Annotated in this window: 20 protein-coding genes and 1 tRNA gene; 3 read left to right on the forward strand and 18 right to left on the reverse strand. The window is 69.8% G+C overall.

Features of this window, described 5'->3' with window-relative positions:
* Positions 1-8 precede the first annotated feature (8 nt).
* Positions 9-380, forward strand: a complete 372-nt coding sequence (locus A4R43_RS22710) for a hypothetical protein (protein WP_113697808.1) — start codon at positions 9-11, stop codon at positions 378-380.
* On the opposite strand, the gene A4R43_RS22715 is transcribed toward A4R43_RS22710, so the two are convergent.
* The 5 genes from A4R43_RS22715 to A4R43_RS22735 form a co-directional block, all read right to left on the reverse strand.
* Positions 377-1,603 carry an RNA polymerase sigma factor gene (locus A4R43_RS22715; RefSeq protein ID WP_113694183.1) on the reverse strand — a complete coding sequence of 409 codons (1,227 nt, stop codon included), beginning with the start codon at positions 1,601-1,603 and terminating at the stop codon, positions 377-379. The genes A4R43_RS22710 and A4R43_RS22715 overlap by 4 nt on opposite strands.
* Positions 1,604-1,605: 2 nt before the next feature.
* Positions 1,606-2,013, reverse strand: a complete 408-nt coding sequence (locus A4R43_RS22720; protein ID WP_113694184.1) for a YciI family protein — start codon at positions 2,011-2,013, stop codon at positions 1,606-1,608.
* Between the two features lie 77 nt (positions 2,014-2,090).
* A complete protein-coding gene (locus A4R43_RS22725; protein WP_113694185.1) occupies positions 2,091-2,759 on the reverse strand; it encodes a B3/B4 domain-containing protein in 669 nt (222 codons plus the stop codon).
* Entirely contained in the window at positions 2,756-3,355 is a 600-nt protein-coding gene (locus tag A4R43_RS22730; protein ID WP_113694186.1) for a LysE family translocator, read from the reverse strand. Before A4R43_RS22730 ends, A4R43_RS22725 begins: the two co-directional genes overlap by 4 nt.
* Before the next feature lie 68 nt (positions 3,356-3,423).
* Positions 3,424-4,473, reverse strand: a complete 1,050-nt coding sequence (locus A4R43_RS22735; protein ID WP_113694187.1) for an aldo/keto reductase — start codon at positions 4,471-4,473, stop codon at positions 3,424-3,426.
* A gap of 117 nt (positions 4,474-4,590) precedes the next feature.
* On the opposite strand from A4R43_RS22735, the gene A4R43_RS22740 reads away from it, so the two are divergent.
* Entirely contained in the window at positions 4,591-5,436 is an 846-nt protein-coding gene (locus tag A4R43_RS22740) for a helix-turn-helix transcriptional regulator (RefSeq protein WP_113694188.1), read from the forward strand.
* Here the strand turns inward: A4R43_RS22740 and A4R43_RS22745 are convergent.
* The 3 genes from A4R43_RS22745 to A4R43_RS22755 all read right to left on the reverse strand — a co-directional run bounded on the left by A4R43_RS22745 (position 5,410) and on the right by A4R43_RS22755 (position 7,393).
* Positions 5,410-6,288, reverse strand: a complete 879-nt coding sequence (locus tag A4R43_RS22745) for an RNA polymerase subunit sigma-70 (protein ID WP_113694189.1) — start codon at positions 6,286-6,288, stop codon at positions 5,410-5,412. The two genes, A4R43_RS22740 and A4R43_RS22745, sit on opposite strands and share 27 nt — an antisense overlap.
* Positions 6,288-7,124 (reverse strand): alpha/beta hydrolase, encoded by an 837-nt coding sequence (locus A4R43_RS22750; RefSeq protein ID WP_162788558.1) that lies wholly within the window; start codon positions 7,122-7,124, stop codon positions 6,288-6,290. Before A4R43_RS22750 ends, A4R43_RS22745 begins: the two co-directional genes overlap by 1 nt.
* 196 nt (positions 7,125-7,320) lie before the next feature.
* Positions 7,321-7,393 (reverse strand) — tRNA-Arg (locus A4R43_RS22755).
* A 208-nt stretch (positions 7,394-7,601) separates the two neighbouring features.
* Between A4R43_RS22755 and A4R43_RS22760 the strand changes: the two genes are divergently transcribed.
* Complete coding sequence (locus A4R43_RS22760; RefSeq protein ID WP_113694191.1) at positions 7,602-8,519, forward strand: cation diffusion facilitator family transporter; 918 nt, start codon at positions 7,602-7,604, stop codon at positions 8,517-8,519.
* A 3-nt stretch (positions 8,520-8,522) separates the two neighbouring features.
* Here A4R43_RS22760 and A4R43_RS22765 read toward each other — a convergent pair whose 3' ends face one another.
* The 10 genes from A4R43_RS22765 to A4R43_RS22810 all read right to left on the reverse strand — a co-directional run bounded on the left by A4R43_RS22765 (position 8,523) and on the right by A4R43_RS22810 (position 20,309).
* Positions 8,523-9,491, reverse strand: coding sequence for an ABC transporter permease (locus A4R43_RS22765; RefSeq protein ID WP_113694192.1), 969 nt, complete (start codon positions 9,489-9,491; stop codon positions 8,523-8,525).
* A complete protein-coding gene (locus A4R43_RS22770) occupies positions 9,488-10,438 on the reverse strand; it encodes an ABC transporter permease (RefSeq protein WP_113694193.1) in 951 nt (316 codons plus the stop codon). The genes A4R43_RS22765 and A4R43_RS22770 overlap by 4 nt, the downstream gene beginning before the upstream one ends.
* The gene (locus A4R43_RS22775) at positions 10,435-11,955 is read right to left on the reverse strand and encodes a sugar ABC transporter ATP-binding protein (RefSeq protein WP_113694194.1); all 1,521 of its coding nucleotides are present in this window, start codon (positions 11,953-11,955) and stop codon (positions 10,435-10,437) included. The genes A4R43_RS22770 and A4R43_RS22775 overlap by 4 nt, the downstream gene beginning before the upstream one ends.
* Complete coding sequence (locus A4R43_RS22780) at positions 11,945-13,024, reverse strand: ABC transporter substrate-binding protein (RefSeq protein ID WP_113694195.1); 1,080 nt, start codon at positions 13,022-13,024, stop codon at positions 11,945-11,947. Before A4R43_RS22780 ends, A4R43_RS22775 begins: the two co-directional genes overlap by 11 nt.
* A 37-nt stretch (positions 13,025-13,061) precedes the next feature.
* On the reverse strand, positions 13,062-15,575 hold the full coding sequence (locus tag A4R43_RS22785; protein ID WP_113694196.1) for a LamG-like jellyroll fold domain-containing protein: 2,514 nt from the start codon (positions 15,573-15,575) through the stop codon (positions 13,062-13,064).
* A 309-nt stretch (positions 15,576-15,884) separates the two neighbouring features.
* Positions 15,885-16,088, reverse strand: coding sequence for a LuxR C-terminal-related transcriptional regulator (locus A4R43_RS22790; RefSeq protein ID WP_113697809.1), 204 nt, complete (start codon positions 16,086-16,088; stop codon positions 15,885-15,887).
* Positions 16,088-17,254, reverse strand: a complete 1,167-nt coding sequence (gene rhaI, locus A4R43_RS22795) for an L-rhamnose isomerase (RefSeq protein WP_113694197.1) — start codon at positions 17,252-17,254, stop codon at positions 16,088-16,090. The genes A4R43_RS22790 and rhaI overlap by 1 nt, the downstream gene beginning before the upstream one ends.
* Positions 17,255-17,266: 12 nt before the next feature.
* Positions 17,267-18,334, reverse strand: coding sequence for a rhamnose ABC transporter substrate-binding protein (rhaS, locus tag A4R43_RS22800; RefSeq protein WP_113694198.1), 1,068 nt, complete (start codon positions 18,332-18,334; stop codon positions 17,267-17,269).
* Entirely contained in the window at positions 18,334-19,293 is a 960-nt protein-coding gene (locus tag A4R43_RS22805) for an ABC transporter permease (protein WP_113694199.1), read from the reverse strand. The genes rhaS and A4R43_RS22805 overlap by 1 nt, the downstream gene beginning before the upstream one ends.
* Positions 19,293-20,309: an ABC transporter permease gene (locus A4R43_RS22810; protein ID WP_236808197.1), complete on the reverse strand. Its 1,017-nt coding sequence runs from the start codon at positions 20,307-20,309 to the stop codon at positions 19,293-19,295. The genes A4R43_RS22805 and A4R43_RS22810 overlap by 1 nt, the downstream gene beginning before the upstream one ends.
* Positions 20,310-20,510: the final 201 nt, after the last annotated feature.

A 20,510-nucleotide genomic window follows, 5' to 3' on the forward strand; every position in this document is an offset into this window, starting at 1 on the left:
CGCCATTGGTGGCCGAAATCGAAGCAGGCAAAGTCTTCCGCGAAGCATGGATCGCCGGTGTGAAGCGCCATTATCCCGGTGAACCCAAGGCCAGCTACATCACGCCTTGGGAGGACACTCCGGACTGGGAACGCCAGGCGGCCGCGGCCGTCTATCACCAAATCCGTGCGTTCGTCGAGGCCACCGGTGGTGCGACCGGAAAACTCAGCCGCGAGCAACGCGGACGCTTCGTCGCGCTCTGCTGGATCGGCCAGATACACCGGCACTTCGCCGATCCGAAGCCGGGGTACGTAGCCGACTGGGAAGCGATGCCCGAATGGCAACGGCAGACCGATGCCGACATCTTCGATCACGTCGAAAACAGCAACCCGGTGGCTTAACCATCCACGAGCCGTGCGGCTCTGCCATGAAGGTAACGCTGTTGCGGCAGGCTCGTCGCGCGGGCTGCCGCGGCCGCATAGGACTCGCGGGCGCCGGCCCGGTCTCCTGCCAGTTCCAGTAGGTGGGCCCGCACGGCAGGCACCCGGTGGTCACCCGGCAACCGACCGTCCACTTCGGTCAGCAATTCCAGTCCGGCACGCGGGCCCCGTGCCATGGCAACCGCGACGCAGTGGTTCAACGCCACCACCGGGTTGTCGGACAACCGCATCAGAGCCTCGTACAGCGCGACGATCTGCGGCCAGTCGGTCTCCTCCGCGCTCGGCGCTTCGTCGTGCACGGCGGCGATCGCCGCCTGGAGCTGGTATTCGCCGACCGGGCCGCGGGGCAGCGCGGCGGTGATCAGCTCGACGCCCTCGGTGATGGCGCGCTGGTCCCACCGGCTCCGGTCCTGTTCGGACATCGGCACCAGCGCGCCGTCGGGGCCGGTGCGCGCGGCGCGCCGGGCGTCGGTGAGCAGCATCAGCGCGAGCAGCCCGGCCACCTCGCTGTCCTCGGGCAGCAGCTCCCGCACCATCCGCGTCAGCCGGATCGCCTCGGCGGTCAGCTCGGTCCGCTGCAGGTCCGGGCCCGCGGTGCTGGCGTACCCCTCGTTGAAGATCAGGTACAGCACGTGCAGCACGGCCGCCAGCCGCGCGGGGTCCGCGGGCAAGCCGAACGGCACACCGCTGTCCTTGATCCGCTGCTTGGCGCGGCTGATGCGCCGGGTCATCGTCGCTTCCGGCACCAGGAAGGCCCTGGCGATCTCGGCCGTGGTCAGCCCGCCGACCGCGCGCAGGGTGAGCGCGATCTGCGACGCCGGGGACAGCGACGGGTGGCAGCACAGGAACAGCAGCACCAGCGTGTCGTCCGCGGGCTTCGCGGCCCGGTCCGCGGCGGGTGCCAGCCATTCCTCGGGCAGCACCTGCCGTGCCACGGTGTCCTCGCGACGGCGGCGGGCGTACTCGCTGCGCAGCAGATCGGTCAGCCGCCGGGAGGCGACGGTGATCAGCCAGCCGCGCGGGTTGTCCGGTACGCCGCCCTCCGGCCACTGCGTGGCGGCGGCCAGCAGCGCCTCCTGCACCGCGTCCTCCGCGGTGTCGAAGTGCCCGAACCGCCGGACCACCGCACCGAGGACCTGCGGCGCGAGAGTCCGCAGCAGGCCGTCCACCTCGGTACCGGGCATCCTCAGAAACCGATGTCGTCCACGGACTCCATCAGCGGCCGGACGTCCGCGTAGGCGCCCTCGGCGAGCGCGGCCGGCGCCGGGCACTCCGACAGCCGCGCGGCGATCTCGGTGGCCCGGTCGAGGCTCTCGCATTCGACGATCCAGTAGCCGGCCAGCACTTCCTGCGTTTCGGCGTACGGGCCGTCCGTCCACACGGGAACGCCGTCCTGGCGGCCGTGGACGCGCCGGGTGTGCACGGGCGCGTTCAGCCCGCGCGTCTCCACCAGCTCACCCGACGCCTCCAGCTCTGCGTTGAACTTCGTCATGAACTCGTGCATCCCGGCGAAGTCCTCCGGCCGGTAACCACCCTTGCCCGCCATGGCGTCGTAGTCCTGCTGCGAGCCGTAGCTGAGGATCATGTACTTCATCGTGGTCTCCTCGATCGTCGGTGCCTTCCACCGGAGACGTCGGAGCGGCGGCGCCCGTCCGGACACCCATTCTCACCTCAGTACGCGAATTCCGGGCCGGTTCGGCTGAGGATCGCCGACCTGGGTTGCCCCAGCTCCTGCCCCAGGGCGCTGACCAGCGAAGACACGTCCTCCGCGGCGGTCTCATGCAGGGCCTCGGCAACGATCAGCACGGTCTGGGTGCCCTCCCGGACCGCCGACCGCCCGCTCTGGCGGTTCGTCCAGCGGCGGGCGTGCGCCTGCCCGGCCTCGTCCGCGAAGACCACCTCACCCGGCTGCGGGTGCTCGACCTCGCCGCCGAAGGTCAGGTACTCCTCCCGTCCGGTGGCGTACCGCACTTCGAGGTCACCGGCGATGTGCGCCAGGTCGAGCACGGCCACCGGAATGGCGTAGGCGAGGGAAACCGCGTTGCACAGGTCGATCACCGGGTGGATGCGCGGCAACACCTTGTCCTTGCGGAACCGGCGCAACAGGGCCTCCGAAGCGCAGCGGTACTGCGTCGGCTTGAGGCCGAGTTGCGTGTAGGCGCGGCGCCAGGCCTGGATCTCGGGGAGCTGGGTTTCGGTGGTGCCGTCGAGCCGCTGCTCGGCGATCTCCAGGTACTTGGTGAGGTCGTAGGTGCCGTCGAAGCTTTCGACGTGCAGCACACCGGGCACGAGCTGCGGGAAGTCGGCCCAGAGCGCGTCGGCGTGGCGGAACGTGCTCATGCTTCGGTCACCGCCAGCTTGACGGCCAGCCCGGCGAACGCGGCGGAGAAGGTGCGCCGGGTCCAGGCGAGCACCTTCGGGCGGGTGATGACGTGGTCGCGCAGGGCCGCGGCGAAGGCGCCGTAGCCGAGGAAAACGACCAGCGTGAGGCCGGTGAACACGGCGCTCAGCTCCACCATCCGCCACACCGGCTCGCCGGGCTGGACGAACTGCGGCAGGAACGCGAAGAAGAAGATGGTCAGCTTGGGGTTGAGGAGGTTGATCAGCACGCCTTCGCCGATCACCTTCATCGCGGAGGCGGGTGCCCGGCGCGGTTCGAAGGTGCTCTTGTCGCGGAGCGTGGCCCACGCCAGGTACAACAGGTAGGCGACGCCCAGGTACTTCAGCGCCTCGAAGGCGACGGCGCTGGTGTGCAGCAGCGCGGCCAGCCCGGTGATCGCCGCGAGCAGGTGGGGCAGGGTGCCGAGGGTGCCGGCCAGTGCCGCCACCGCGCTCGCGCGGAACCCGCGGCTCAGCCCGGCGGCGACGGTGTACAACGCCCCGGTGCCCGGCGTGGCCACGATGACCAGCGCGGTCAGGAAGAACTCGATACTCACGAGGTTCATCCTGCCGGGTGACGTGGCCCAGCGAACAGGTCCAATCAAGCCCCGCCGAACTGGTCCACTCAGCCGATCGTCAGGTCGCCCTTGGTCACCTGGCGAATGTGCTCACTGGCGAGCATCTCGTGGGGGAAGCCGAGTCCGATGGCGCTGGCGTCGTCGAGCCGGGCCAGTTGGGACGCGGTGAAGTCGACGTCCAGCGCACCGAGGTTGTCCTCCAGCTGCGCGGTGGTGCGCGCACCGATGATCGGGGCCGTCACGCCGGGGTTCCGCAGGGTCCAGGCCAGCCCGACCTGCGCGGGCGTGCGGCCCATCTCCGTGGCGACCTCCCGCACCACGTCGGCGATGGCGAGGTTGCGTTCGGTGACCGTGCCGAGGGTGAAGTTGAAGTTCTTCCGGGTGCCGTCGCCCGCCGCGGCCGCGGTCAGGTCGCCGCGGGTGTACTTGCCGGTGAGCACGCCGCCCGCCAGCGGTGAATACGGGACCACGCCCAGCCCCAGTGCACGCGCCATCGGGATCAGGTCGCGTTCGCCGGTTCGCTCGATCAGGTTGTATTCGATCTGCAGCGCCACCAGCGGTGACCAGCCGCGCAGGTCGGCGATCGCCTGCATGCGCGAGATCTGCCAGGCCGGGGCGTTGGACATGGCCACGTACAGCACCTTGCCCTGGCGGACCAGATCGTCCATGCCACGCAGGATTTCCTCGACCGGCGTCGTGAAGTCCCAGACGTGCAGGTAAAGCAGGTCGAGGTAGTCCGTGTTCAGCTGACGCAGGCTGGCTTCCACCGACGTGAACAGGCTTTTCCGGTGTGCACCACCGGAATTCGGGTCGCCGGGTCGTCGCTGGGTGGTGTACTTGGTCGCCAGCACCAGGCTTTCGCGGTGGTCGCGGGTGAATTCGCCGAGCAGGCGCTCGGAACTGCCGTTGGTGTAGGTGTTGGCGGTGTCGATGAAGTTGCCACCGCGCTCGACGTAGGTGTCGAACAGCTTGCGTGCCTCGTCCTGCTCGGCGCCCCAGCCCCATTCGGTGCCGAAGGTCGCCGTGCCCAGTGCCAGCGGGGAGACCCGCAGCCCGGACCGGCCCAGCAGCCGGTAGGTGTCGAGGGTGAGCGGCATGGTCTCCTCCTGTGCTCGTGATCCGTTGCCGAACACGAGTCTCGGCGGGCCGCGAGCCGGGGGTAAGGGAAGGAAGATCCTGGGAACACCAGTCCCACCCGGGCGGTTGGACCGGACATGACAACCACCGGCGTGGACCCCGCTCAGGAGCTGGCCGTGTTCCTCCGTGCCCGGCGGGAACGCCTGGATCCAGGGGATTTCGGCCTGCCGTCGCGCCGGCAGGCCAGGCGGACCCCGGGTCTGCGCCGTGAGGAGGTCGCCGAACTGGCCGGGGTGAGCACCGACTACATCGTGCGGCTGGAACAGGCACGCGGCCTGCGGCCGTCGGCGGCGGTGGTGGAGTCGCTGGCCAGGGCGCTGCGACTGGCCCCGGCCGAACGCGCCTACCTGTTCGACCTGGCCCAGCAGCGGCCCCGCACCGCCGACAAGCCCGCGACCACCCCTGCACCGCAGCTGGCCGAGCTGGTCGCCGAGTTGTCGCCGCTGCCCGCCATGCTGCTGAACCACCGGTACGACATCCTGGCGTGGAACACCGAAATGACAAGGCTGCTGGTGGATTTCGAGGCGTTGCCGCCGTCCCAGCGCAACGCGATGTGGTTGTGCCTGCGGCACCCGAAGATCCGTGAGTACTACGTGGACCGCGAACGCGTTGTGCGGGAGGGAATCGCCCACCTGCGCGCGGCCTGGGCAGTGCACCCGGACGACCGGGCCCTGTCCGGCCTGATCGCCGATTTCCTTGCCCACGACGAGGAATTCGCGCGCCTGTGGGCGGAACGCGATGTCCAGGTCAACGCCCGAGGCCGCAAAGTGCTGCGGCGCCCAGATGCCGGTGAAATCGCCCTGAACTTCGAAGTGCTCATGCCCCTCGAAGACCCGGACCAGCGCCTGCTGCTCTACCGCGCCGCGGACGAACAAAGCCGCGCCACCCTGAATCGTTTAGTGAGCACCCAGCCGAGCCACTAACGCGGCGTCACCGAACACGGTCACCCCGGCGATGCCGTCGCGGCGGACGTCGAGCACCGCGACGCCGAATGGTTGCCCGTGCAGGTGGACGGCAACCGCCGGCTGGCCGTTGACCACCAGCCGGTCCATCCGCCAGTCGCCGGGTTGCCCCACCGCTCCGGCAAAAACCCGGGAACATTCGGCCATTCCGGCAAACCACGCTCGATTCGGCAGCAGTTCCAACGTCGCGTCCGCACACAATGCGGTCGTCAGGACACCGACGTTCGCCGTCTCAAACGCGGTCACGTACGCGTCGAGCAGCCGCCGCGCCTGCGGGGAACTGGGCTCGACCACGTCGTCGGGCTCGACATCGACGTCCGCGAGCCGAGCACGGGCGCGCTGCAGGCTGCTTTTCACCGCGGCGACGGACATGCCCATCATCTCGGCGACTTCGGCGGCCGGGAACGCCAGCACCTCGCGCAGCAGCAACACCGCCCGCTGGGCGGGTGGCAGCGTCTGCATCGCGGCGATCAACGCCAGCCGCAGGTCGGCGCGGTCGCCGGGGAACGGCTCGAGCCACGTGTGCGGCGGCAGCACCTCCGCTGGCCCGTCGATGGTGGTGGGTGCGCTGATCCCCGACGGCAGGGCTCGGCGGCCACGATCACGCAGGGCGTTGAGGCAGACGTTGGTGGCGATGCGGTGCAGCCACGTTCGCACCGAAGACCGTTCTTCGAAGCTCTCCCAGGCACGCCAGCCGCGCAGGTAGGTTTCCTGGACCGCGTCCTCGGCCTCGTGCCACGACCCGAGCATCCGGTAGCTGTGCGCCAGCAGTTCACCGCGCAGCGCGGCCGTCGCCCGCTCGAAGTCCGTCATCACCCCAGTGTCGACCGCAGCCACGATCCCGCCTCCTCGACCGCTTCGCCTGCCGCCTTGGTGCGCCCGGCCGCCATCTGGAACGTGTGGACCTGGTCCGGGTACTCGTCGAGCCGCACCTCGACACCGGCGTTCCGCATCCTCCCGGCCAGCCGCCTGCTGTCGTCCAGCAAGGATTCCTCGGCGCCGACCTGGAGGTACACCGGCGGCAGGCCTCGCAGATCGGCGTGCACCGGCGCCGCCAGCGGGTCACGCGGGTCCGCCCCGGCCAGGTAACCGGCCGCCAGCCCGCGGACCAGCTCCCTGGTGAAGAACGGATCGCTGCCCGTGTCGTAGGAGGCGCCTTCGGCTTCGAGATCGGACCACGCCGACAACAGCAACAAGGAGGCTGGTCCCGGCAAACCTTCCTGCCGGAGTCGTACCGCGAGGCCGACCGCCAGTGTTGCACCGCAGGAATCACCGGCCACCGCGATCGGACCGGCACCGCTGTCCAGCAACCACCGATACGCCGCCATGACGGTGTCGAGCTGGCTGGGGAACACGTGCTCCGGCACGAGCCCGTAGTCGACGGCGAACGCGTGCACCCCGGACGCCCGTGCCAGGTGGCCGAACATCCGCCGGTGGGTGGCCGCCGATCCGCCGACAAAACCGCCGCCGTGGATGGCCAGGATCACCGGCCCGGCCGGGGCCCCCGGCGGACGCAGCCACAACCCGGCGGGCTCGGTCACCGCCTCGGTCTCGACGCCGTCCGGTCCGGTGGCCAGCGTTTCCCACAGCGGTTCCTGCGCCCCGCGGGCCCGCGCTTCCCAAAGCGCACGATTGGGTTCCTTCGCCATTTCGGTCATGACAAACAGACCCCGCACCCCCACCAAAGGAATCGCCCCCCAACACCTGCACACACACCCACAGATGCTGATGGGTCGGGGGTCCGGGGGCTCGCCCCCGGCGGGGGCCTGGGGGCTCGGCCCCCAGAAAACACAAAACGGGCGATCCAGTTCGCGCTTTCCGCGAACACAGACCGCCCATCGAACGTGCCCTCGGCAGGATTCGAACCTGCGACACCTGCCTCCGGAGGGCAGTGCTCTATCCCCTGAGCTACGAGGGCCCATCGCCTCAGCGACATCGTGAAGCCTAGCGCATGCCCGATACGCCCTCACAGCGGGTTGACGATCCCGCCGGGCGGGAAACCCCGGTTGGGGGGTTGGGCGGGCCGGGCCGGCGTCGTAACGTCGGCCGTGAGCTTAGGCTCACCTCTATTGCACTCATGCGCATGTCACTATATATTCCCGGGCAGTCGATACGGGAGGCAGCGAATGGGCCACGGGCACGGCCACGGCCAGGTCCCCTCAGCGGGCGCGTCCGGCAGGTACGTCAAGGCGCTGACCGCCGCGCTGCTGATCGGTGCCGTCTTCATGGTGCTGGAGTTCGCCGTCGGGTTCGCGACCTCGTCGCTGGCGATGATCTCCGACGCCGCCCACATGTTCACCGACGTGCTCGGCGTCGGCATGGCGCTCACCGCGATCCTGCTGGCCCGCCGCAGCGGTCCCACCTTCAGCCGGACCTTCGGCCTCTACCGCGCCGAGGTGCTCGCCGCGCTCGCCAACGCCGTGCTGCTCTTCGGCGTCGCCGGGTACGTGGTCTACGAGGCCGTCACGCGCATCACCGACCCGCCCGAGGTGCCCGGCCTGCCGGTGATGATCGTCGCGGCGATCGGGCTGGGGGCCAACGTGGTGTCCTTCCTGCTCCTGCGCGGCGGCGCCAAGGAGAGCATCAACGTCCGCGGTGCCTATCTCGAGGTCATGGCGGACATGATCGGCTCGTTCGGCGTGCTGCTCAGCGGGCTCATCACGCTGACCACCGGCTGGCGCTACGCCGACCCGATCATCGGTGTCGCCATCGGCCTGTTTGTGCTCCCCCGCACCTGGACGCTGGCCCGCCGCGCGCTGCGGATCCTGTTCCAGCACGCGCCCCACGGCGTGGACGTCGGCCGCATCAGCGAGGAACTGGCCGCCCTGCCCGGGGTCACCGACGTGCACGACCTGCACGTCTGGACGCTCACCTCCGGCATGGAGGTCGCCTCCGCCCACCTCACCGTCGAGCCCGCCGCCGAGCACTCCGACGTGCTGGTCGGGGCGCAGAACCTGCTCGCCGGCAACTACGGCATCGAGCACGCCACGCTGCAGGTCGAGCCGAGCGAGTCGGCCCGACGCTGCAGCGAGCTCTCCTGGTAGCCCCTACTTCACCTGGCGGGACAGCCACCGCTGCAGGGTGACCACGATCAGCAGGATCGTGCCGCTGACCACCGCCTGCCAGTTCGAGTTCAGCGAGCCGACCTGGTTGATCACGTTCTTGATCACCTGGAGCAGCAGCACCCCGACCAGCGTGCCGAGAATGGTGCCGGCACCGCCGGTGAGCAGCGTGCCGCCGAGCACCACCGCCGAGATCACCTCCAGCTCCATGCCGACGCCGAGCACGGTCACCCCGGACGAGGTGTACGACGCGATCAGCAGCCCGCCGAACCCGGCCAGCAGCCCGGACGCCAGATAGGTGACCACCTTCGCCCGCGCCACCGGCAGGCCCATCAGGTCGGCGGCGTCCTCCTGCCCGCCGATCGCCAGCACGGTCGAGCCGTAGGTGGTCCGGTGCAGCACCAGCGCCCCGGCGCCGAAGGCGACCACCACGATCCAGATCGGGTAGCCGATGCCCAGCAGGCTGCCCTGCGCCAGCTCGCGGAACGCCGAATCCGGCGGCACCTTGTACGTGGTCGCGCCTTCGTCGCTGATCAGCAGCAGCACCCCGCGGGCGAACAGCAGGCCGGCCAGCGTCACGATGAACGGCGGCAGCCCGCCGCGCGCGATGATCAGCCCCTGCACCAGCCCGATCGCCCCGCACACCAGCAGCGGCAGCAGGATCGCCACCCAGGTGCCGTACTGCGCACCCCACGCGGCCAGCACCCCGCCGAGCGCGAACACCGAGCCCACCGACAGGTCGATGCCGCCGGTCATGATCACGAAGGTCATGCCGAGCGCGACCACCGCGAGGAACGAGGCCTGCAACGCGATGTTGGTCAGGTTGCCGGTGGTGCCGAAGGAATCGAAGGCGAAGGTGGACGCGACCACCGCGACCACCAGGATCACCAGCGCGCCCTGCCGCTGCACCGAACGCGCCACCCTGGCGCGGGTGGCCGTTGGCGTGGTTGTCACGTCGTCACCTTCTTCTTCCGCGCCGTCTTCCGGCCGAGCTGCACGTAGACCGCGGCGACCACGATCACCGCCTGCACCACCTGCGCGGTGGAGTCGGGGATGTCGTGGAAGATCAGCGTCGCGGTGATCAGCTGCATCAGCAGCGCACCGGCGATCGTGCCCGCGATGCGCACCTGCCCGCCGGACAGCGGCGTGCCGCCGATCACCACCGCGGTGATCGCGGACAGCTCCACCAGCAGGCCGAGCTTGGTCGGGTCGCTGGCCTGCGACCGCGCCGCCATCAGCACCCCGGCCAGCGCGGCGAGCAGCCCGCACAGCACGTAGGTGGTGATCAGCACCCGCTTCACCGGCAGCCCGGCGAGTTCCGCGGCCCGCTTGTTGCCGCCGATCGCCACCAGCTGGCGCCCGTAGGTGGACCGCCGCACCAGGAAGTAGGCCAGCCCGGCGACCACGGCCGCGATCAGCACCACGTACGGGATGCCGAGCACGTCACCCGAGCCCAGTTCGACCATGCCCTGGTCGCGGATGCTCTTGATCTCGCCGCCGAACACGTTCGCCAGCCCGCGCCCGGCGACCATGATGCCGAGCGTGGCGATGATCGGCTGCACGCCGACCTTCGCCACCAGCACCCCGGCCAGCAACCCGGTCACCGCGCCCGCCGCCACCGAGATCAGCAGCGCGACCACCGTGCCGTACCCGATGTAGAGCGGGACCAGTGCCGCCGCGATCGCCATCACCGCGCCGACCGACAGGTCGATGCCCTCGGTGCCGATCACCAGCGCCATGCCCAGCGCCACCAGCAGCACCGGTGCCACCTGGATCAGCTGCAGCCGCAGCGTGCCGGCGCTGAGGAAGTTGTCGGTGAGCACGATGTTCACCAGCAGCAGCAACACCAGCGCCACGTAGACGCCGTTGCGCCGCACCCAGTCCTTGTCGAACCGGCTCATGCGCCGTCCTCCCCCGCCAGCGCGGCCAGCAGCTCCGCGCCGGTGACCCGCTCCCCGGTCAGCTCGCGGTTCACCGTTCCGTTGTGCAGCACCACGATCCGGTCGGCGCCCTCCACCAGCTCCTCCATCTCACTGGAGATCAGCACCACCGCGAGCCCCTGGTCGGCCAGCTCGTCGATCAGGGCCTGCACCTCCAGCTTCGCGCCGACGTCGATGCCGCGGGTCGGCTCGTCGAGCAGGAACACCTTCGGCTCGGTGCACAGCCACCGCGCCATCAGCACCTTCTGCTGGTTGCCGCCGGACAGCTCGCGCACCTTCTGCGCCGGGCTGGACGCCTTGATGTGCAACCGTTTCATGAAGGTCTCGACCAGCGCGTCGATGCGGGACTCCGAGACCAGCCCGGCCTTCGACAGCCGCGGCAGCACGGCCAGCGCGATGTTGTCGCGGACCGACAGGTCCGGGATGATGCCCTCGGCCTTGCGGTCCTCGGACAGCAGGGCGATGCCCGCGCGCAACGCGTGCCGCACGGAGTTCGCCCGCACCTTCTTTCCCCGCACCGCGACCGAACCGGACTGCGCGGGCAGTGCGCCGTAGACCGCCTTGACCGTCTCGCTGCGCCCGGACCCCAGCAGTCCGCCGAGGCCGACCACCTCACCGGGACGCACCGTCAGCCCGACCCCGGACAGCCGGTGCCGGACGTCCAAACCGGACACTTCCAGCACCGGTTCTTCCCGCCGGGTGTGGTCTTCGCCGAATTCCGTCGCGCCCTCGCGCTCCACCTGCTCGATGTCGCGGCCGAGCATGCGCGCCACCAGCGTGACGCGGTCCAGCTCGGCCATCGGGCCGGTGTGCACCTGCTGACCGTCCCGGAGCACGGTCACCCGGTCGCACAGGTCCCACAGCTCGTCGAGCCGGTGCGAGACGAAGATCAGGCCGACGCCGCGGTCCCGCAGCCCGCGTGCCACCTCGAAGAGCGTGGCCACCTCACGGGTTTCCAGCGAAGACGTGGGTTCGTCCATGATCACCACGCGGCTGTCCACCGACATCGCCCGCGCCAGCGCGACCATCTGCTGCACACCGAGGCCGAGCCTGCCGAGTTCGGCGGTGACGTCGATGTCCAGGCCGAGCGAGCGGGTCAGCTCGGCGGCGTGGCGGTTCATCGCCGCCACGTCGATCAGCTTCCACCGGTTGCGCGGCTCGCGGCCGAGAAAGATGTTGCGCGCCACCGAAAGCAGTGGCACCAGGTTGATCTCCTGGTAGATCGTGGAGATCCCGGCTTCCTGCGCGGCGGCGGGCCGGTGGAAGTCCACCGGCTGCCCGCCGAACCGCACTTCGCCGCCGTCGGGCCGGTACACCCCGGTCAGCACCTTGATCAGGGTGGACTTGCCGGCGCCGTTCTCCCCGACGAGGGCGTGGATCTCCCCCTCCGCGAGGGAGAAATCCACGCCCCGCAGGGCGTGCACACCACCGAAGGACTTGGTGACCCCGGTGGTTTCGAGAACGGTCCTAGAAGGCATTGCCGAGGTTCTGGGCGGCGTTGTCCTTGTTGTACTCGTCGTCCTCGATGATGACGTTCTCGGGAATGGCCTCCCCGTTGTAGAACTTCTGCGCGGTCTCGAAGGCCAGCGGGCCGAACCGCGGGTTCGACTCGATCACCGCGTTGATCTGACCGTCCACAATGGCCTGGACGGCGTTGCGGGTGCCGTCGATCGAGACGATCTTGACGTCCTCACCCGGCTTCTTGCCGGTCGCGGTCACCGCGGTCACCGCACCGAGGCCCATCTCGTCGTTGTGCGCGTAGATCGCGGTGATCTCCGAGTTGGCCTGGAGCAGCTGCTCGGCCACCTGCTGGCCCTTCTCCCGCGCGAAGTTGCCGGTCTGCTCGGCCACGATCTGCAGGCCGGGGTACTGCTTGAGCTGGTCCTTGAACCCGGCGTTGCGGTTGTCGGTGACGTTGTTGCCCGACGACCCGAGCAGGATGGCCACCTTGCCGGTGCCGCCGGTCGCCTTGTTCATCGCGTCGGCGGCGCGCTTGCCCTGCTCGTAGAAGTCCGAGCCGAGGAAGGCCACGTAGTCGGTGCACGGGGTGTTGGTGACCTTGCGGTCGATGGTCAGCACCGGCACGCCCTTGGCCTTCGCCGCGGCCAGCGCCGGGTCGAGCCCGTCGGAGTTCACCGGCGCCACGATCAGGAACTGCGCGCCCTGGTTGAGCAGGTCCTGGATGTCGGCGATCTGCTTGGGCAGCTCGTTGTTCGCGTTGGTCACCAGCAGCTGCTTGACGCCCAGCTGCTCGGCGGCCTGCTTGATGGACGCGGTTTCGGCGGCCCGGAAGGCCGCGGTGTCGGGTTCGGACTGCGAGAACCCGACCACCGCGGTCTTCAGGTCCAGCTTCTGCGCCCCGTTCTTCTCCAGGGTGCAGCCCTCCCCCGCCCCGGGGGCCTGGCTCTTCACCACCTGGCCGTCACCGCCCGTGGTGCCCGTGGGCGCCGCGGAACTGCCTGAATCTCCCGGATTGGTGCACGCGGTGAGGACCAGGCCGGCGGCCGCCAGCAACGTGACGGTGAGCCGGACTCTTCTGCTGTTCATCGTTGAACTCCTCGTGGGGGCGGGGAAAGGGGTGGAACTACGGGCGAGTCGCCAGCGAGGCGATCTCCTGGTCGGTCAGCGCCCGGTCGAACAGGCGGACGTCGTCCACGTCACCGCGGAGGAAGTCGACCTGGTTGCCGCCGTACTGGCCGCGGCCGATCACCGTGGGCCCGGCGGACTCCGGCGCGAGGCAGGCGCTCTGCGCGGCGACCTTCTTGCCGTCGACGTAGAGCGAGACGGTGCCCGCCTTCGCGTCACGCACGCCGGTCAGGTGGTACCAGCGGCCGACCTCGGGCTTCTCCGGCGACAGCGCACGCAGGCCGACGAAGCTCATCGCCCAGCGCTGGTCCTGGCCCGAGTACTGCAGGAAGAACGCGCTGTTGCTGCCGGTGTCCTGGCTGACCACGGTCTGGAACGCGCCGTCGGCCACGTCCAGCTTCACCCACGCCGAGGCGGAGTAGCTGCTCGCGGAGTTCACCAGCGCGCTGCCGGTGTCGGCGAAACCGTTGCCGTTGAAGGAAACCGCGTTGCCCTGCACACCGGGCGCCCACTCGGCGCCGGTGAGCGTGGCGTCCGCGTCACCGACCGCGTCGGCGGCGGTGGTGCCGGTGCCCTCGTCGAACTTGTAGGCGTGCACACCGTCGGTGCCCGGGGTGCCGGGACCGGGGTCGGGTGCGCCCGTGCCGCTGCCGTCGGACTCGCGGATGATCTGCTCGTTGATCGCCTTGACCTGCGCGAAGTCCATCTTCTTCACCTGCCGGTCGTAGGTGAAGAAGCCGTTGACCTCGTGCTCGACGTCGGTGATCTGGGTGTAGATCGCACCGCCGATGCCGCAGCGCTGCGCGGCCTTGAGCACGTCGGTCTGGTTCTCCACGTACCGGCGGGTCAGCGTGGCCTGGTCCGGGGTCATCTCGTACGCGTGGCCCTCGCCGAACCACATGTGGCCGTCGATCTCCAGGCCGAAACCGCCGTGCTCACCGTCCATCGAGGCGCGGTTCTCGTCGGGCACCGGCGTGCCGGGGCCGACGTAGGCGTGCCAGTCGAGCACGTCGCCCTTGCCGGAGTCACCGAGCGAGTCGCAGCAGTTGACCCCGCTGTGCGCGTTGACCAGCCGGGCCGGGTCCTGCGCCTTGACCTCGTCGGCGATGCGGCCGGTGGCCTCGCGGTTCCACTCGCCCCAGCCCTCGTTGAACGGCACCCAGCCGATCACCGAGGTCCAGTTCTTCTTCTCCTCGACGATCTCGTGCAGTTCCGTTTCGAACTGCTGCTGGGCGTCCACCGGCGGGCGGCCGCCGGTGCGCATGGCCGGCATGTCCTGCCAGACCAGCAGGCCGAGGCGGTCGGCGTGGTAGTACCAGCGGTCGGGCTCGGTCTTGATGTGCTTGCGCACGGTGTTGAAGCCGAGTTCCTTGTGCTGTTCGAGGTCGAAGGCCAGCGCGGCGTCGGTCGGCGCGGTGTAGATGCCGTCCGGCCAGTAGCCCTGGTCCAAAGTGGACATCTGGAACAGGATCTTGCCGTTCAGCGTCATCCGCAGCTTGCCGTCGGCGCCCTCGACCTTGCCGATCTCCCGCATGCCGAAGTACGACGAAACCCGGTCGACCGGGCGGTCGCTCGCATCACGCAGGACGACGTCGAGGTCGTACAGGAACGGGTTGTCCGGCGACCACAGCTTCGCCTGCGGCACGTCCACCTTGATCTCGCCGCCGGCCGGGCTGCGCTTGCGGCTGACCACGGCACCGCCGTCACGCACGATCACCTCGGCGGTCAGCTTGCTCGCGTCACCGCTGGTCTGCACGGTCAGGCCGAGGGTGTTGGTGTCGATGTCGGGCACCATGCCCAGGTTCTCCACGTGCGCGGCGGCCACCGGCTCCATCCACACCGTCTGCCAGATGCCGGACGCGCCTTCGTAGAAGATGCCGCGGTCGGGCACGATGCGCTGCTTGCCGACCGGCTGCCAGGTCTTGTCGGCGCGGTCCTCGACGCCGACCACGATCTCCTGCTGGGCGCCGGGCTTGAGCGCGTCGGTGATGTCGGCGGAGAAGGCGCCGTAGCCGCCCTTGTGCTCGGCGACCTTCTTGCCGTTGACGTAGACGGACGCGAGGTAGTCCACCGCGCCGAAGTTCAGCTTGAGCCGGTTGCGGCTGCCGACCTGCCAGTCGGCTGGCACGGACACCGTCCGGCGGTACCACATGTAGTCCTCGTGCCGCTCGATGCCGGACAGCGCCGATTCGGCCGGGTACGGGACCAGGATGCGCTCACCGAGCGTCTTGCCGAACGGCGGCGCTTCACCCGCCTTGGCACCGGCGAACTCCCACACTCCGTTGAGGTTCTGCCAGTCCTTGCGGGTCAGCTGCGGACGCGGGTACTCCGGCAGCGCGTTGTCGGGGCTGACCAGGTGGGTCCAGGGGGTCGGCAGCTTGGGCGTGCCCATCTCCCAGCTCGGCTGGGCGGTCGCCGGCGGGGCGACCACGGTGAGCGCCGCGACGATCGAGGCGAGCGCGGCCGCGGCCCACGGACGTCTGATCTTTTGGCGTCGGCTAACTCGTGACATCGTTGTCGTACACCCTTCAGGTGAGGTCCTGGTGAACCAGCGGCTGCTGGCGCCGGGAAACGGGTCCGCGTGTGCCGGCACGAGATGGACCCGTCGTGACACATTTCACGCGGGAACTCAACAGATGTCAACACATCCGACCATACTTACTCAGCTCTCAACATTTGCGCGCGCACCGGCCCTGCCCAGGGGATGTCCGTTTTGGTTACGGACAGAACAAGATCCCCGGTGCGGTAGGCCGCACCGGGGATCTGTTGATTCTTGTCTCTTTGGGGTGGTCCTGCCGGGCGGCCCGGCAGAGATCCGATCTCAGAGCAGACCGCGGCGGACCGCCCAGACCACCGCCTCGATCTGCGTGCGCACGCCCAGCTGATCGCAGATCGCCCGGGTGCGGCGGCGGATGGTCCGGCCGGACAGGCCGAGCCGCCTGGCCACCGCGTCCGCGGGCAGGCCGGAAGCGAGGAGCCGGAGCAGTTCCAGGTCGTCTTGGCGCAGCCGGTCCTTGGTGAGCATCAGGCCCCCCATCCCATGGCGGCACCGCCGGTCCGCTCGGCTTCGATGCGTTCCTGGTAGCCGCTGCGGTGGTAGGCGGCGATCGGATCCGGGTCCAGGCCCATGTCCTCGCGCAGTTCGGCCAGCCGCGGCCGGACGTCGGTGTTGAACGCGTCCATCACCACCGCGTTCGCGCCCAGCACGTCACCTTCGGCCTGCGCCCGCGCCAGCGCGCCGGCGTCGACCAGCAGTGCCTTCGCCGTCGCCTCCTGGACGTTGAGCACCGAGCGGATCATCGCCGGCACCTTCGGCTCCAGGTTGTGGCACTGGTCGAGCATGAAGGCCACGTTCGCGGCCGGGTCCAGCCCGCCCGCGCTGACCAGCTCGTGCATGATCCGGAACAGCTGGAACGGGTCCGCCGCACCGACGATCAGGTCGTCGTCGGCGTAGTTGCGGCTGTTGAAGTGGAACCCGCCGAGCCTGCCCTCCCGCAGCAGCACCGCGACGATGAACTCGATGTTCGTGCCCGGCGCGTGGTGCCCGGTGTCCACCAGCACCTGCGCGCGCTCGCCGAGCCGCAGGCACTGCGCGAACGACGTGCCCCAGTCCGGCACGTCCATGGTGTAGAAGTGCGGCTCGAAGAACTTGTATTCGAGCAGCAGGCGCATGTTCTCCGGCATCCGGTCGTACGCCTCGCGAAGCCCCTCGTGCAGCCGGTCCTGGCGGGCGCGGATGTTGTCCTGCCCGGCGTAGTTGGTGCCGTCGGCCATCCACACCGACAGCACGCCCGAGCCGGTGACCCGCCCGATCTCCACGCACTCCAGCAGGTGGTCTACGGCCTTGCGGCGCACCCCCGGATCGGGGTTGCACAGGCTGCCGAGCCGGTAGTCGTCCTCCTGGAACACGTTCGGATTGATCGCGCCCAGCTCGATCCCGCGGTCGGCGGCGTACCGGCCGAGCGCGCCGAAGTCCTCGACGCGGTCCCACGGGATGTGCAGCGCGATGCTCGGCGCCACGCCGGTCAGCTCGTGCACCTTGGCCGCGTCATCGATCTTCTCGTACGGGTCACGCGGGATCCCCCGCTGCGCGAACACCTTGAACCGGGTGCCCGAATTCCCGTACGCCCACGACGGCGTCTCGATCCGCTGTGCACGCAGCACCTCGGCGGCTGCTGCCCACGAACTCATGCGGTACCCCTCTCAGAAGTCGAACCGGTCGATGTTGGCCGCGTCGAACACGGTCGGCGGGCCGAGCACGACCTCTCCCTCCGCGCCGATGGTGTACTCCCCCAGTTCCCCGGCGGTGAACTTCTCACCCGGCGCGCCGGTGATCCGGCCGGACGCCAGCGCGGTCGCCGCCTGCACGCCGAGGTAGCCGAGCTTGTTCGGCTCCCACAGCGCGAACGAGCCGACCGTGCCGTCCTTGACGTAGGCCCGCATCTGGTTCGGCGTGCCGAGCCCGGTCAGCGCGACCTTCCCCTTGTACTCGGAGGAACTGAGGTAGCGCCCGGCCGCGGCCAGGCCGACGGTGGTCGGCGAGACGATGCCCTTGAGCTGCGGGTGCGCCTGCAGCAGGCCCTGCGTTTTCTGGAAGGACACCTGGTCGTCGTCGTTGCCGTAGGCGATTTCGACCAGCTTCAGCCCGGCGTGCTCCGGCTTGGCCAGTTCCTGCTTCATGATCTCGATCCAGGTGTTCTGGTTGGTCGCGTTCGCGGTCGCCGAGAGGATCGCGATCTCCCCGCTGCCGCCGACCGCCTGCGAGATCAGCTCGACCTGCTTCACCGCGATGTCGCGGGAATCGGCCTGGTTGATGAACACGTCGCGGGCGTCGGTGGCCACGTCGGAGTCGAGCGTGACCACCTTCATGCCTTGCTGCCGCGCGGTTTTCAGCGCCGGGGCCACCGCGTTCTCGTCGTTGGCCGCCATGATCAGCGCGTCCTGGCGCTGCTGTGCGGCGGTGTTGATGTAGGTGACCTGCGAGGACGCGCTGGCGTCGGACGGGCCGGTCGCCTTGAACTCGGCCTGCAGCTCACCCGCCGCCTTCTCGCCGCCCTGCTGCACCACGGTGAAGTACGGATTGTTCACCTGTTTGGGCAGGAAGGTCATCTTCAACCCGGTTTTCACCGGTGCCGCGGGATTGGCCGCACCGGTGGCCTGTGGCGCCGGGCCCTGTCCCGCACTGTCCTTTGTGGTCCCGCTGCAGGAGGCGAGCAGCAGGGCCATGCCGAGTACCGCGACACCTCGTCGTGTGACGGTGGAGGCGTTCATCAGGTTTTCCTTCCTGCTGGGAAATACCGGCTGCCGAGCAAGCGCGGGATGAGCACACCGGCGAGCAGCAGCGCGCCGGTGACCACGGTCAGCACCTCGGTCGAAACGTCGTCGAGGATCAACAGGTTGCGCAGGCCGCCGAGCAGCAGCACCCCGGCGATGACGCCGCCGAGCGTGCCCTTGCCGCCGAAGATCGACACCCCGCCGAGCAGCACCGCGGCGACCACGGCCAGTTCGAGCCCGTTGCCGTTGTCCGCGCGGGCGCTGGAGAAGCGGAGGGTGTAGACGATTCCGGCGACCGCGGCGACCGCGCCGGTCAGCACGAAGAGGATCAGCTTGACGCGCTTGACCCGGATCCCGGAGAACCACGCCGCCTCCGGGTTCGCGCCGATGGCGAAGGTGGACCGGCCGAACGAGCTGTGGTGCAGCAGCACGGCGAACCCGACGGCCAGCAGCGCGAACAGCAGGATCGGGTACGGGATCCGCGTGCCGGGGATCGGCGTGTTGCCGAACTGGGTGAAGCTGGCCGGGAAGTCGGCGACCGCGGTGTCACCGAGCAGCACCAGCGCGAGTCCGCGGTACAACGCCAGCGTGCCGATGGTGACGGCGAGCGACGGCAGGCCGAGCCGGGTGACGAGCAGTCCGTTGAGCGCCCCGCACAGGGCCCCGGCCAGCACGGCCACCGGCAGGATCAGCTCCAGCGCCCATCCCGCGTTCCACAGCGTGCCGACCAGCGCGCTGGACAGCCCGAGCACCGACGCCACCGACAGGTCGATCTCGCCGGAGACCACCACCAGCGTCAGCGGCAACGCGATCAGGGCGATTTCGGCGATGTCCAGGCCGAGGTAGAACAGGTTGCCGCCGGAGAGAAAGGTGCCGCCGGTGCGGACGCTGCCCACCACGGCGACTGCCACGAGCAGCAGGACCAGCACCGACTCCCAGCGCAGCAGGCGGGCCATCACGCGCCTCCGTTCCTGGTGCGTCGCAGTGCGGCCGCGAGGCGCAACGCCACCAGCCGGTCGATCGAGATGGCGGCGAGCAGCAACGCGCCGGTGATGGCCTGCTGCCAGAACGCGGGCACCCCGACCACCACCAGCGAGCCAGCGATGGTGCTGAGCAGCAGCGCGCCCAGTGCCGCGCCGAGCACCGTGCCGGAGCCGCCGAAGATGGCCACGCCGCCGACCACCACGGCCGCGACCACCTGCAGTTCGAGCCCGGTGCCCGCAGCCGCGTCGACCGTGCCGTACCGCGCGGCCCACAACGCGCCGGCGAGGCCCGCGATCGCCCCGGACACGGCGAACGCGGTGAAGGTGCGGCGGGGCACCGGAATCCCGGCGAGGACGGCGGCGTCGGGATTGGAGCCCATCGCGTACAACTGCCTGCCGGAGCGGTAGGAGCGCAGGTAGAACCACGCGGCGAGCACCACGATCAGGGTTATCAGCACCAGGTTCGGCACGCCGAGCAGTCGGCCGCTGCCCAGGGCGAGCAGGCTGCCGGGCAGGTCGGCGGCGTTGATCTGCTGCCCGGAGGCGAGCGCGAAGTCGAGGCCGCGGAAGACGTAGAGCGTGCCGAGGGTGACCACCAGGCTCGGCACCCGCCCGAGCGCGACGACCAGTCCGTTCGCCGCCCCGCAGGCCAACCCGATCACCACGCCGAAGCCGACCCCGACGGCCACCGGCAGCTCGTGGTTGGCGGCGAAGGCATCGGCGGTGAGAAAGGCAGCCAGTCCGAGGACGGAGCCGACGGACAGGTCCACGTTGCGCGTGATCACCACGATGGTCTGGCCGACCGCGAGCAGCGCCACGATGGAGGCATTGAGCAGGAGGTCGCGTACGCTCTGCGCCTCGATGAACCGGGGATTGCTGAACGCCGTGCCAGCGACGACGAGGAGCAGGGCGAGCAGGATGCCCAGTTCGCGGACCTTGCCCGCGCGGTCGGCGAGCCTGCGGGCACCCGCTCCGCGCTCTGAGGCCACTCGCTCCACTGTGGACATAGTGGCCCGAGGGGGCTTTGCGGCCTTTGCGGGCTCGATCGCCTTGCTGGCCCCGGCGGATCCGGTGGCCCCGGCGGATCCGGCAGACCCGGTTGGCCCGGCTGACTCGACCGATCCGGCGGACCTGGCGCGCCCGCCAGACTCGGCAGGCTGCGCGGGCCCGGCGGACCCGCTAGCCCCGGT

This window comes from Amycolatopsis albispora, assembly GCF_003312875.1.
In the GTDB taxonomy this organism is placed as follows: Bacteria; Actinomycetota; Actinomycetes; order Mycobacteriales; family Pseudonocardiaceae; genus Amycolatopsis; species Amycolatopsis albispora.